The 12,397-nt window shown below is 69.5% G+C and carries 10 protein-coding genes; all 10 read right to left on the reverse strand.

What is annotated here, in order from left to right:
• Positions 1-10 precede the first annotated feature (10 nt).
• On the reverse strand, positions 11-829 hold the full coding sequence (locus tag E0H73_RS06805) for a carbohydrate ABC transporter permease (RefSeq protein WP_131352636.1): 819 nt from the start codon (positions 827-829) through the stop codon (positions 11-13).
• Entirely contained in the window at positions 829-1,722 is an 894-nt protein-coding gene (locus tag E0H73_RS06810) for a carbohydrate ABC transporter permease (protein WP_131352637.1), read from the reverse strand. Before E0H73_RS06810 ends, E0H73_RS06805 begins: the two co-directional genes overlap by 1 nt.
• The gene (locus E0H73_RS06815) at positions 1,719-3,008 is read right to left on the reverse strand and encodes an extracellular solute-binding protein (RefSeq protein ID WP_131352638.1); all 1,290 of its coding nucleotides are present in this window, start codon (positions 3,006-3,008) and stop codon (positions 1,719-1,721) included. The genes E0H73_RS06810 and E0H73_RS06815 overlap by 4 nt, the downstream gene beginning before the upstream one ends.
• Before the next feature lie 13 nt (positions 3,009-3,021).
• Positions 3,022-4,068 carry a LacI family DNA-binding transcriptional regulator gene (locus tag E0H73_RS06820; RefSeq protein WP_131352639.1) on the reverse strand — a complete coding sequence of 349 codons (1,047 nt, stop codon included), beginning with the start codon at positions 4,066-4,068 and terminating at the stop codon, positions 3,022-3,024.
• Positions 4,069-4,162: 94 nt separating this feature from the next.
• Positions 4,163-7,222 carry an ATP-binding protein gene (locus E0H73_RS06825; protein ID WP_131352640.1) on the reverse strand — a complete coding sequence of 1,020 codons (3,060 nt, stop codon included), beginning with the start codon at positions 7,220-7,222 and terminating at the stop codon, positions 4,163-4,165.
• A gap of 33 nt (positions 7,223-7,255) precedes the next feature.
• Positions 7,256-8,401, reverse strand: a complete 1,146-nt coding sequence (locus E0H73_RS06830; RefSeq protein WP_131352641.1) for an NAD(P)/FAD-dependent oxidoreductase — start codon at positions 8,399-8,401, stop codon at positions 7,256-7,258.
• Entirely contained in the window at positions 8,398-9,633 is a 1,236-nt protein-coding gene (locus E0H73_RS06835; RefSeq protein ID WP_131352642.1) for an NAD(P)-binding domain-containing protein, read from the reverse strand. The genes E0H73_RS06830 and E0H73_RS06835 overlap by 4 nt, the downstream gene beginning before the upstream one ends.
• A 32-nt stretch (positions 9,634-9,665) precedes the next feature.
• Positions 9,666-10,238, reverse strand: coding sequence for an OsmC family protein (locus E0H73_RS06840; RefSeq protein WP_131352643.1), 573 nt, complete (start codon positions 10,236-10,238; stop codon positions 9,666-9,668).
• A gap of 135 nt (positions 10,239-10,373) precedes the next feature.
• Entirely contained in the window at positions 10,374-11,411 is a 1,038-nt protein-coding gene (locus E0H73_RS06845) for a LacI family DNA-binding transcriptional regulator (protein WP_131352644.1), read from the reverse strand.
• Positions 11,408-12,355, reverse strand: a complete 948-nt coding sequence (locus E0H73_RS06850; protein ID WP_131352645.1) for an NAD(P)H-dependent flavin oxidoreductase — start codon at positions 12,353-12,355, stop codon at positions 11,408-11,410. Before E0H73_RS06850 ends, E0H73_RS06845 begins: the two co-directional genes overlap by 4 nt.
• Positions 12,356-12,397: the final 42 nt, after the last annotated feature.

The raw sequence follows: 12,397 nt of genomic DNA on the forward strand, positions 1-12,397 counted from the left end.
CCTTTCAGGATTAGCCTTTGACCCCGGACGAGATGTTCGCCGAGATGAAGCGGCGCTGGAAGATCAGGAACAGGGCCACCGCGGGCGCGGCCAGCACACACGCCCCCGCGAGTACGGCGCCGAACGGGTTCGCCGCCCGCGCCGACACAGTGGTCAGGTAGTTCGACAGTGAGACCGCCAGCGGTTGCAGGTCCTGCTGCTTGGTGATCAGGAACGGCCAGAGGAACTCGTTCCACGGCCCGATGAACGTCAGCAGGACACCGGTCAGCAGCGCGGGCTTCACCAGCGGTACGGCGATCCGCCACAGGATGCTGAGCTCGGACGCACCGTCGATCCGGGCCGCGTCGAACAGTTCGGCCGGCAACTGCAGGAAGTACTGCCGGAACACGAACACCGCGGTCGAGTTGATCAGGAACGGCAGGATCATGCCGCCGTAGGAGTCCGCCAGCCCGTAGCTGCGCACGATCAGCACGTACAGCGGGATGGTCAGCAACTGGAACGGCACGACCTGGATCAGCAGCATCAGGTTGAACACCAGCCCCCGGCCGCGGAACTGCAGCCGGGCCAGCGCGTACCCCGCGAGGACACCGAAGACCAGTGTCCCGAGGATCACGCCACCGGTGAAGATGCCGGAGTTGACCAGCGACCGGCCGAGGTTGATCGCCTTGTCGATCTCGCCGTAGTTGTGCAGGGTCAGGTTCCCCGGTTCGGGGAACGCCCCGGCAACGGTCGGATCCGGCTCGGCCTGCAGGCTGCCGATCAGCATGTAGTAGAAGGGAAACAGGAACACGAAGGCCCCGATCAGCAGGCCGACGAAACGCAGCCGCATCAGTCTTCCCTCCCGACGAAACGCCGTTCGATCAAGGCGATGATGAGGACGCCGATCACCAGCAGTACGCCGATCGCGGAACCGACATCCGGATTGCCCTGCTCGATCCCGCGTTGATACATGATCAGCACCGGCGACGCGGACGCCCCGTCAGGCCCACCACCGCCGGTCAGCAGGTACGGCTCGGTGAACAGGTTCGCCCCGGTCACCGTGGCGACGAGGACGACCAGCGTGGTGGCCGGCCGGACGCCGGGCACAGTGACGTTGAGGAACGACCTCCACCGCCCGGCGCCGTCCATCGACGCCGCCTCGTAGAGGTCCTTCGAGACGTTCTGCAAGGCGGCGAGGTACAGCAGGATGAAGAACCCGAGCTGTTTCCAGGTCACGTAGACCGCGATCGTCGGCATCGCCAGCTTCGAGTTCACCAGCCAGGACGGGTCCGGCGCGAGCGGGCCGAGGATGGAGTTGACCAGCCCGTTCGAGTTGAACAGGAACAGCCACACCCCGACCACGGCGACGCTCGCGGTCACGTACGGCACGTAGTAGCTGACCCGGAAGAACGTCCGCCACCGGATCGCCGAGTTCAGCGCGGTCGACAACCCCAGCGACAGCACGACGGTCAGCGGCACGTTGATCACCAGGAAGACCAGCACGTTCGCGAACGCCCGCCGTACGGCCGGATCCGACAACACCGTGACGTAGTTCTCGAACCCGACGAACGGCCGGTCCACGACCGCGCCCGGCGCCGTGAAGAAGTAGTCGTGGAACGACATGTACACCGCGAACCCCAGCGGGTACGCGAACACCGCGGCCAGGAACACGACGTACGGCGTGACGAACACCGTGCCGATCGGGTGCTCACCCAGAAATCGGGTGACCGGACCTCGTCTCATGACTGCTTGGCGAGTTCATCGACCTTCTGGGCGGCGCCGTCGAGGGCCTCGTTCGGATCCTGCTGACCGAAGATGACCGACTTGGAGTAGGCGTCGCGGAAGGTCTGCCAGATGGTGATCGAGTTCGGCACGTTCGGCACCTCGACGGTCCGGGCGGCCTGGTCGGCGAACACCTTGTAGTCGGGGTTCTTCGCGAAGTAGTCCGGGTACGCGGTCGCGACGTCCTTGCGCAGCGGCATCTGCCCGGTCGCGGTCAGGAACTTGCCGTCCTGCTCCTGACTGGTGGCGAACTTCAGCACGTCCCAGGCGGTCCCACGGTTCTTGCAGGCCGAGTACATCGCGACGTTCTTCGCGTCGCTGAAGGTGTGGATCTCGTTCGCCGGCTTGGCGCTCGAGGTCGGCACCGGGACGACACCCCAGTCGACCTTGCCCTTGTACGTCGCGATCGCCCACGGACCGACCACGGCCATCGCGGCGGTGCCGTCGACGAACGCGTCGCCGGTGTACTTCTCCTGCGAGGCGAGCTTGTCGGCGTACATGGTCCGCCAGAAGGCGGCGACCTTCTTGCCCTCGTCGGAGTTGAACTGCGCCTTGCTGTCCTCCACCAACTGCTTGCCGCCGGTCTCGGCCGCGAACAGCGGGTAGAAGTCGAACCAGGACTGGTAGAACTCGTTGCTCGGCGCCGGGTAGATGGCGAACTTCGCCGCCTTCGCCGCGACCACCTTGCGGGCGGTGGCGAGGAACTCGTCGTACGTCGCCAGCGGCGGCTTGGTGGTGTCGATACCGGCCTTCGCGAACGCCTTCTTGTTGTAGAAGATCATCACCGGGTTCGACTTCCAGGGCAGCTGGTAGTACTTGCCGTCGGAGGACTTGTACTGCTGCGCGATGTCACCGGAGCGGTCTTCGATGTACTGCTTGCCGTCGGGGAAGGTGTCCAGCGGCACCAGGCCGCCCTGCTTCTGGAACTGCGAGACCGAGGCGGGCGAGGTGTTGAAGATCAGGCAGGGCGCGTTGCCCGCCGTGATCGCGGCGCCGATGACCTCCTCGGAGCTCTTCCCGGTCGGGATCTCCTGCGCGGTGATCTTCTGGTCCGCGTGCGCCGCGTTCCAGGCCGTGACCATCTGCTTGCCCCAGGCCACTTCTTCGGCGTTGTTCGAGTACCAGATGCTGATCGGCCCGCGGGCCGAGGCAGCGGCGTCGGCGTCACCAGAGCCACCGCCACTGTCGCCACACGCGGCGAGGGAGCCGGCCAGTACCAGCGCCAGCAATCCAGCTTGCAACTTCATGATGTTCCTCCAGCTAGGCAGGGGAAGGGGACCCCAGTGATGGTGGCGCGCCGGTGGAGCGCCGTACGACGAGTTGCGCCGGTGGCAACTCGGCGTCGGGGACGTCGGTGGCGCCGTCGACGACCAGGTTGAGGGTTCGGGCCGCGGCCTCTCCGAAGGCGAACGGATCGGCGCGGACAGTGGTCAGGCCGGGGTGGACGTACTCGGCCAGTTCACTGTCGTCGAAGCCGGCGATGCTCAGGTCGTCGGGCACGGTGAGCCCGGCAGCCTGGGCGGCACCCAGGCCGGCGATCGCCATCCGGTCGTTGGCGTAGACGATCGCGGTCGGCGGCTGCGGCAGGGTGAGCAGCCGCCGGGTGGCTTCGATCCCACCAGCGGCGGTGAAGTCGCTGGTTTCCACCGCGACCGGCTCCAGGCCGGCAGCGGCGAGCGTTGAGAGCAGTGCGGTGGACCGGGCGGTCGCGTGCACGAACGCGGGCGGACCGGCGACGTGCGCGATCCGGGTGTGGCCGAGCTCGACCAGGTGCTCGACGACCGCGGCGGTCCCGGGCCGGTCGTCCAGGATGACAGCGGGGAACGGCGACGTCCCGTCGGGCCGGTTCAGCGTGACGGCGGGCAGGCCCAGCTCCTTGAGCAAGGGAATCCGGGGATCGTCGTGCCGGAGGTCGGACAGGAACACCCCGTCCACCCGGGCGTCCTGCGCCAGCCGCCGGTAGCCGGCCTCCTCTTCCTCGCCGGCCGTGACGACCTGCAGGACCAGCGCCTGCCCCCGCGAGGACAGGACGCTCTCGACGCCGGCGATGAAGGCCGGGAAGAACGGGTCCGAGGACAGCACGTCCGGGTCCCGGGTGATCACCAGACCGAGGGCGAACGCCTTCGAGACCGACAGCGAGCGGGCCCGGTTGCTCGGCCGCCAGCCGAGCTCGTCGGCGGCGGCGAGGATCTTGTCGACGGTCGCCTGCGCCAGACCCGGCCGCCCGTTCAGCGCGAACGAAACCGCGCCCTTGGACACGCCGGCCCGATCCGCGACATCCGCGATCGTCGGCCGCTGCTTGCTCATCGACACCTCGTCTGGCGGCATTTAAACCGGTTTAAGGCCTATCTAAACCGGTTTAAACAGTGCACGTCAAGACCACATGGCCGAGTGGTATGTCTCAGACCGCGAAGGCCGTGCCGGCTGCGCCGAGGTCGCGCAGCAGGACCTGGCCCTGCGCCCGTGCCCGGCGGTCCGGAGCCGTTGCCAGCACGACCGCCTGCTCGTAGCGATCGCCCAAGGCGGCCCAAGCGGTCGCCGCCTCCTCCCAGCGTCCGGCGAGAGTGTCGGCCCAGGGACCTGGCGCTCCGGTCGGAGCAGCGACATCGACACCGGCTCGGCCCAGATAGGCACACAGCTCGGCCTGCATCGTCCGGTGTTCCGCCTCCTTGACGAGGGTCAGCGCCAGCCGAGCCTCGTCGGTGGAGTCGCCCAGGGATCCGTCCAGCCACCCGAGCTCGATCCGCGCGACCGCCAGAGTGCCCTCGACGTAGACATCGTCCGCGATCGGGCGGGCGGCCAGCGCCGCCGCCAGCACGTCACCCGCTGCGGCGTCTCCGCGCCGCGCGTGAAGTCGAGCCAGCAGGCTGCCGGCGAGCGCTGCCATCACACCCGGCTCCCCCGGACTGTCCAGCAGGGCACGGAGTGCGGCGATGGCGTGGTCCCACTGCCCTCTGCTCGCCTGCACCGCGGCCGCGGTGAGGCGCAGGCGGTACTGGCCGGCGAAGAACTCACCGTCCGCCGCGGCCCGCAGGCCTGCGGCGACGTACTTCTCGGCGTCGTCGAACCGGCCGCTGCGGTACGCGCCGCCAGCGGCGTTCACGTAGCACCGCACGACCGTCTCCACTCGGCTGTCCGCCCCAGCCAGCGAGATCGCGCGGCGCAGATCCTCATCACCGCGCAGGTCACCCCGGGCCAGCCGGGCGTCTCCCAGATAGCACCCGGCCTGCGCCTCCAGATCGCTCCGGCACAGGCTCTGGCCGATAGCGAACGCCCGCGCGGCGAAGGCCTCGGCCCGATCGCCCGGCTCGGCGACGATCCCGATCGTCGCCAGGTTGCTGTGTGCACGGGCCTGCTCGATCAGCGCGGCCGCGAGCCGCGCCTCGTCACCCGTCGGCTCCAGCAGGTCCGCAGCCTGCTCGGCTGCACGCCGCGAACGGAGCGGCCCGCTCGCGAACAGGGCCACCCGCGCGAGCACCATCAACGCCTCTGCCTGGAGGATCGCATCGCCGGCCGCCTCGGCCGCGCCGACAGCGCACTCGGCGGACTCCAGCGCGGCCTCGAACCGGTTGACGACGTACAGCGAGTAAGCCCGTCGGGTGAACAGGTCGGCTGCCTGGTCAGAGCCGAGCAGTTCGCGATGCCGCAGTACGACGTCCAGTACGCCGACCGCCTGGCGATGAGCACCAAGTCGGGCGGCTTCGAACGCGGCGGTCGGACCGTGCTCCAGGATGACGTCGACCCGCCCGCAGCGCTCCGCGTGGTGCACCAGCCGAGCGGGCTCCAGCACAGGACGCCCGAGGAGTACGTCGACCACCACGCGGTTGGCCTGGATCCGCTCGCCCGCGGTCAGCGTGGCCTCGATCGCCCGCCGGGCCAACTCGTGGCGGAACGCGACCGTCGTGTCGGCTCCGATGACCATCCCGGAACGCTCGGCCTCGATCAGTACCGCCGGATCGCCTTCCGCGAGGCTCTCGGCCAGCCACCGTTCCGCCCGGGTCGGGATCACGGACAACCGTTCGACCAACGTTCGCGCCGGAGCCGAGAGTTTGCCCAGCCGAGCCAGTACGGCGTCCCGGACAGTCTGAGGTACGTCACCACCCCCGCCGGCCGCGAGCACTTCGGTGACGAAGAACGGGTTCCCTTGGGTGACCCGATGGATCTCCTCAGCCTGACTCGCGGTGGCCGGCCCGAGTTGCCGGACTGCGTCGACGGTCAGGGGCGGCAGCGTCACTCGTCGTACCGAGGATCCGGTCAGGCTTCCGAGCAGCTGCCGCAGCGGGTGTCCCGGATCGACCCCGGTCTCCCGGAACGTCAGCAGGAGCACGGCCGGGATGCCCGGGAACCTGCGGGCGAGGAAGCGGATCGCGTCGAGCGTCGCGTCGTCGGCCCAGTGGATGTCCTCCACCACGACGACGGACGGACGCTCGGAGAAGACACGTAGCAGCGCACCGTCCGGCCGATCGGCTGACAATGCGGCCGCCAGCTCAGCGTCGTGCTCGGCCATGTCGCGGAACGGACCGAGGCTGCGCGGCGCCAGCAAGTCGTCGCAGTCACCGATGGCCACGTTGATCGCAGGCCCCAGCCCGTCGAGGAACGCCTGCACCAAGGCCGTCTTGCCGGCACCCGCCTCCCCCGAGACCAGGATGACCACACCACGGCCGTCGCTGACAGCCGCACCAGCCGCGCCTCTGAGCACGGCCAATTCGCCGTCCCGCTCAAGCAGAGTTGAAGCCTGCGGTTCCGCGACCAACTCCGTCTGCTTCGACGGGGTCGCGGATGTCAGCAGGCGTTCACGCAGTACGACGGCTTCGGGACCCGGCGAGATGCCGAGCTCGGTGGCCAGGGCGCGTTCCATCCGGTCGAAGCGGCGGAGACCGGTGGTTCGATCACCGGCGACGACGGCCTCGCGCAGGAGCTCGACGTGAGCCTCCTCATTCGCGGGATCCATCGCCAGGAGCTCCTCCCAGCGGCCCGCGCACTGCAGCAGCCGCAGGACCCGCAGCCGAAGCTGCTCCCGCGGATCGTCAAGCCACGGCTCGGCCAGGTCGTCCGGCAGCAGCTCACCGGCCAGGTCCAGGGCGGTGGCGCAGAGCTCGGGCGACGGCGGCTCGCTCGCCAGCGCATCCCTGGCGGCCGCTTCGAACTGCCCGGCGTCGACCTCGAGACACGCGTCGGGAAAGAGCGCGACGACCTCGTCCTTCAGTACGACGGCGTCCCGGTCATCGAAGACGGCCCGCGCGTAGTGAGCGGCCTTGTGGAGCCGCGGAAGCGCGGCGTCCAGCGTGAGCTCCGGCCACAGCGCATCCACGACCCGGTCCCGGTGCAGCCTGCCGCCGGGCGCCAGCGCGAGCAGCTTGACCAGCGTGGCGGCCTGGCGGCGGCTCCACCGTCCGTTGGAAATCGGCGTGCCGTCGACGACGACGGCGAACCCGCCCAGCAGCCGAACGCTGACCTCCACAACTCGGATCGTAGGCGCCGGAACGAGCCCCAGCTACAGCCCGGCACCGGGTGCCTGAAGCAGGGCTGACGGCAGCGACTGCAGGTGTTCGACCTCGTCGCCCATCGCAGAGCTGACCTCCCGCAGCAGTAGCCGCACCTCGTCCATACTCCACGCGTACGACGCGACGCTCTCGGTGGCGTCGAAGAACCGGTGCGAGAGCTGGTCCCGCGTCGCCTGGTACTGCGCCAATGGGCTCCGGAGGATCGCGTCGGTCAGCAGCTCGGCGTCCCGCAGGCCGTCCGTCATGCCGTGGGTGGTGATCGGGTCCTTGTAATAGCCAGCGTCCCCAACCAGCGCCCAGCCAGGACCCCAGGACTGGCGGATGAACCCTGCGGCACCAGCCCAACCGTGCAAGCGACTCGCTGGCTCGGCCGAGAACACACGCTCGGCCAGGCCGGTCTCAGTGAGCAGTGTCGCGAAGGCTTCCTCGCGGCCCAGAGCTTGCATCCGGGCCGGAGTCGTCGCAACGAAGACGCAGGTCAGCTCCTCGTTGGTGGGCAGGAAGCCGGCCCCCGCACCAGGTGCGTAGGCCCACTCGTACCCCGCAGTCCGCAGCCCGGCGTAGTACCGATAGAGGATGGCGCTGCGGGACTCGCCCCGCCGTACGACGGAAGCGTCGACTGCCGACGCGACGGCCGACCGGATGCCATCGGCGCCGATCGTCAAGCTGGCAAGGAGATCCGCAGTACGCCCCGCGCGGTCTTGCACGCGAGCGCCAGCTACGCGTCCGCTCTCGTCTCGCAGCAACGTGGTGACTGCCGTCCGGTGCCGTACGTCGGCTCCGGCATCGGCGGCCGCGTCGACGAGGATGCGGTCGAGGACCTGGCGGCGAGGTGCGTACAAGGCGCCCACGCCACCCTTGGCGCGGATGGTGATCTGCTGGGCCTCGCGATCGCTGTAGTGGAAGGTGGTTTCGCGGATCGGTGGTGTACCGGCGGCGGTCAGGGTGTCCAGCAGCCCCCACCTCGACAACTGCAGAACGCCTGCGCGCATGAGGCCATGAGTGGACACAGTGTCGCTGCCGTACGCAGACCGCTCGACCAGAGCCACGCGAGCACCCGCACGGGCGAGCAGCATGGCAGTCGAGGCACCTGCCACCCGTCCACCGACGACCAGGATGTCGTACGTCGTACTCATCGCGCCGACTCCACGGAGCAGGCACTCAGCAGGTGCTGTACGACGGTATGGGCGTCGTGGCGAGCGCCGTCGATGAAGCCCGAGTCGCGTCGGTGCTGGAACCGTTGCCCGACGACGTACACACCAGGAGCGGCGGTGATACCGCGGTCCTGCTCGATATGGCCGTCAGGACCGACGATCGGGAGCCGCAGCCATGGGTACTCGGGCCGATAGCCGGTGGCGACGAGCACGGTCCCGATCCCCGCCATCGACAGGTCGATGCTCTGCGCCGGTGCCACGTGGCTGAGTGGGCGGACGCCTGCCGGGACCTCTCTGGTGAGGCCGGTGCACGCGATGTACTCATCCACCGCGTCCAGCAGCCGATGCATCCGCAGATCGGCCGTCGCCGCGGTGCCGGCCAGGTCCGACCGGAACAGCGCCCTGCCGCCGTCCATACCGTAGAAGCGGCCGAGCAACCCAACGCCGGCCTTCTGCAGCGTCGGCAGGTCGACCTCGCGCGGCCGCTCTCCCGGCCGGTGCCCGATCAACTGCATCGACGGCTCCCGCCGGGCAGCCGTCGGATCGCGTACGTCGTCGATCGTCCGAGCCAGCCGCCCGATGCATTCCAGCCACCAGAAGATGTCCATGCCGCGGTAGCTGCGAGGCATCCTGGTGTGCCGGCCGACCGACAGGTGTACCTGGCGGCCGGCGCGGTTGAGCTCGTCGGCGATCTGCACACCGGACGACGAGGCGCCGATCACCAGCACGCCTCCGGGAGCAAGCCGGCCCGGCGAGCGGTAGTTGTTCGCGGTCAGGACCTCGGCCGCGCCGAGTCCGGCCGGCACCCGAGGTGCACCGTGCGGCCCGGTCGCGATCACGACGTTCCGGGCTCGCCAGGTGCCGCGATCGGTGACCACTCGATAGCCCCCGGAGCTCGCTTGGGTGAGCTCCAAGACCGTGGCTTCGGACACCACGGGGGCACCGAACGATTCGGCGTACTGCACCAGATGGCGAACGAACCGGCCGGCGCTCAGGTACCCGTCCGGATCGGGGCCGTCGTACTCCCAGCCCGGCAGCCGCAGCATCCAGTTCGGATTGACCAGCCGGAGCGAGTCCCAGCGCTCGGCGCGCCACCGCTCGGCGATCCTGCCCCGCTCGATCACCACATGGTCGCGACCGGCCCCGGTGAGCAGCCGGCTCACCGCAAGCCCCGCGTGCCCGGCGCCGATCACGATCGTGTCGATGGTCTGCATCGTGCTCCCCCTCCCCGGCTGCGGCGGACGTGTCAGCCGGTGACCACGTCGATCACGACGGACGTCGGGTTGGCGAGTACGTCGTACACGGCCGAACGGCGCCGGGACTGCTCGACGATGCCGCGCAGGGTCTCGTCGTCGGCATCGCCCTCGATGGCGATCGACACCCGGATCTGCTCGTAGCCGTTGCGGACGGAGCCGTCCGACAGCCCCAGGATCCCGAGCAGGTCGATGTCGCCGTCGACCGTCGACGTGACCTTGGTCAGCTCGACGCCCCGCGCCGCGGCGATGTTGGCGATGCCGGCCGTCAGGCAGGCGGCGATCGCGTGCAGCAGGTACTCCACCGGTGTCGGCCCGTTGTCTGCGCCGACCAGGACCGCCGGGTGGTCGAAGTCGAGCACGGTGTCGGACTTGTGGCGCATTTCCTGCATGGCACCGAAGAAGCCCGACGCGGTCGAGCGACTGTGCGTGCCGGTCTGCCAGGTGTTGCTGGCCCTGAACTGGAACTTCGCGATCTCGTTCTGCCCCTTGACCGCGTCGAGGGTGGCGAAGAGCGTCGCGGTGTCCACGCCGTTGCGGCGTGGCTTCTCGGTCGTCGTGGTCATGAATCCTCCCCTGATCGCGCCGGATCGTCCGGCGTCGTGGACAACTGCCGACGACGCTAGGAGGAGCGCCTTCCCCGGACCTTCCCGCCGGCTTCCCGGCTCTTGCCCAGAGCAGGTTGCCCAGAGCGGGATTGTCTAGAGCAAGCGGGCGGTCGATTCCCGGACGACGAGCTCGGTGGCCAGCTCGATGTGGGACGTGTCCAAAGCGCGGCCGCCGACCAGGCGCATCAGGCTCGCGAACGCGAAGGCCCCCATCTGCTGCAAGGGCTGTCGCACGGTGGTCAGCGGCGGTGTCGACGATTCGGCCAGGAACGTGTCGTCGAAGCCGACGACGCTCAGATCCGCCGGCACGGCAAGTCCCTGCAGCCGGGCCGCTTCGATCACTCCGATGGCGATCGGATCGTTGGCGGCGAGGACGGCGGTCGGTGGTCGCTCCAGCCCGAGCAGGCGCCGGCCCTCCTCGACACCGGTCGCGGTGATGTAGAGGCCGTGCGAGATGAGCTCTGTGTCGACGGGCAGACCGGCGTTCGTCATCGCGGCGAGATAGCCGTGCAGCCGGGCCTGTCCGCAGGACGACGACTCCGGCCCACCGACGAAGGCGATCCGCTCGTGACCCAGCCCGATCAAGTGTTCGGTCGCACCCAATGCACCGGTCCCGTTGGTCGCGCCAACGGTGGCCACCTCGATCGAGGGAAGGCTCAGCGCATCGATCGCCACCAAAGGCAGACCGGCACGGTCGACGGCAGCGCCCTGTACCTCGGTGAGTTCGCAGGCGACGACGATCATCCCTTCGTGCCCGGCAACGCGCAGTCGCCGTACCCAGGCATCGGACGACGGGCCGCCCAGGACGTCATCGAGCAGGGCGACCACCACGTCGACCTCGGCCTCCGCTGCGGCACCGCTGACGCCGCGCAGGACTTCGACGGTGTACGGCGAGAGCAGGTCGTCGCAGACGAGGCCGACGGTTCGGACCCGCGTCTTCTTCCGCGCTCTCCGCTGGCGTTGCGGGACGTACCCGTGATCGGCGAGCGCTCGCTCAACTCGGACGCGGGTCTCGTGGCCGACGTCCGGGCGTGCGTTCAGGACCTTCGACACCGTCGCCGTCGACACCCCGGCCGCTGCGGCGACAGTCGCCAGAGTCGTCCGCCCGCCGCCCGGGGCCGCCTGGTTCATTGGTTGCTCGCGGCCTGGAGGTACGTGCGGTAGCCCGCGAAACCTTCGAGGACTTCGGCGGCTGTCGGTTGGCCGGTGATGGCGCCGACTCCTTGGCCCGCGTAGATCGACGCGCGGCTGGGGTCGGCGGCGCGGGTGCCCTCGACGTAGTCGGCGTGCCCACTGTCCTTGGTTTTGAGCTCTTCCTCGCGACCGACCCAACTGTCGAAGAAGTCGTTCCGCAGAGCACGGCCGCCGAACTCGTCCGGCCAGCCCGCGCGTGACGCCGCATCGAAGACCGTGCCGTAGACGGTGTCGGTCTCGTCCGCCTCGATCACCCGCCGGCGAACCGGCTCCGACGTCAACGCCTCGACACAAGTGAGGAACGCCGTACCGATCCAGCCACCTGCGGCTCCAGCGGCCAGTACGGCGGCCAGCCCGCGCGGACCGGAGATACCGCCGGCCGCGAGCACCGGGCGATCGGTGAGGTCGAGGATCGCCTGCAGCAGCGGGAGGGTGGCGACCTCGTTCCGGCCATGACCACCGGCCTCGGCCCCACGCGCCACGACCACGTCGACCCCGGCGTCGATCGCCTGCCGCGCGTCCGCGACCGTCCCCGCCTGGGTCGCGACGACGATGCCTTCCTTCTGCAGCGTCCCGACGTACGGCGTGTAGTCCCCGAAGCTGAGCGAGACCAGCGCCGGCTTGAGCTCCAGCACGGCGTCCAGATGTTCGGGTCGCTCGTCCACCGACCAGGCCATCAGCCCGATCCCGTACGGATTCCCGCCCGCCGCGGCCACGGCCCCCTCGGTCCGGATCCAGTCAGCGGTGACCGCCGACCCGGCTCCCAGCATCCCGAGTCCCCCGGCCGCCGAGATCGCGGCCGTCAGCTTTCCGCCGCTCACGTTCGCCATCGGCGCCCCCACCACGGGCACCCCCAGCCCGAACCGCTCCTTCAGCCACATGCGACCACACCACCACAGCAGTGTGGCTCCCGCCAAGGCGGG

It is taken from the genome of Kribbella pittospori (assembly GCF_004331465.1).
In the GTDB taxonomy this organism is placed as follows: domain Bacteria; phylum Actinomycetota; class Actinomycetes; order Propionibacteriales; family Kribbellaceae; genus Kribbella; species Kribbella pittospori.

What these genes read in the sequence shown, in the direction of transcription:
- E0H73_RS06805 (WP_131352636.1), bottom strand. Translation starts at nt 829, where the DNA reads ATGCGGCTGCGTTTCGTCGGCCTGCTGATCGGGGCCTTCGTGTTCCTG.
- E0H73_RS06810 (WP_131352637.1), bottom strand. Translation starts at nt 1,722, where the DNA reads ATGAGACGAGGTCCGGTCACCCGATTTCTGGGTGAGCACCCGATCGGC.
- E0H73_RS06815 (WP_131352638.1), bottom strand. Translation starts at nt 3,008, where the DNA reads ATGAAGTTGCAAGCTGGATTGCTGGCGCTGGTACTGGCCGGCTCCCTC.
- E0H73_RS06820 (WP_131352639.1), bottom strand. Translation starts at nt 4,068, where the DNA reads ATGAGCAAGCAGCGGCCGACGATCGCGGATGTCGCGGATCGGGCCGGC.
- E0H73_RS06830 (WP_131352641.1), bottom strand. Translation starts at nt 8,401, where the DNA reads ATGAGTACGACGTACGACATCCTGGTCGTCGGTGGACGGGTGGCAGGT.
- E0H73_RS06835 (WP_131352642.1), bottom strand. Translation starts at nt 9,633, where the DNA reads ATGCAGACCATCGACACGATCGTGATCGGCGCCGGGCACGCGGGGCTT.
- E0H73_RS06840 (WP_131352643.1), bottom strand. Translation starts at nt 10,238, where the DNA reads ATGACCACGACGACCGAGAAGCCACGCCGCAACGGCGTGGACACCGCG.
- E0H73_RS06845 (WP_131352644.1), bottom strand. Translation starts at nt 11,411, where the DNA reads ATGAACCAGGCGGCCCCGGGCGGCGGGCGGACGACTCTGGCGACTGTC.
- E0H73_RS06850 (WP_131352645.1), bottom strand. Translation starts at nt 12,355, where the DNA reads ATGTGGCTGAAGGAGCGGTTCGGGCTGGGGGTGCCCGTGGTGGGGGCG.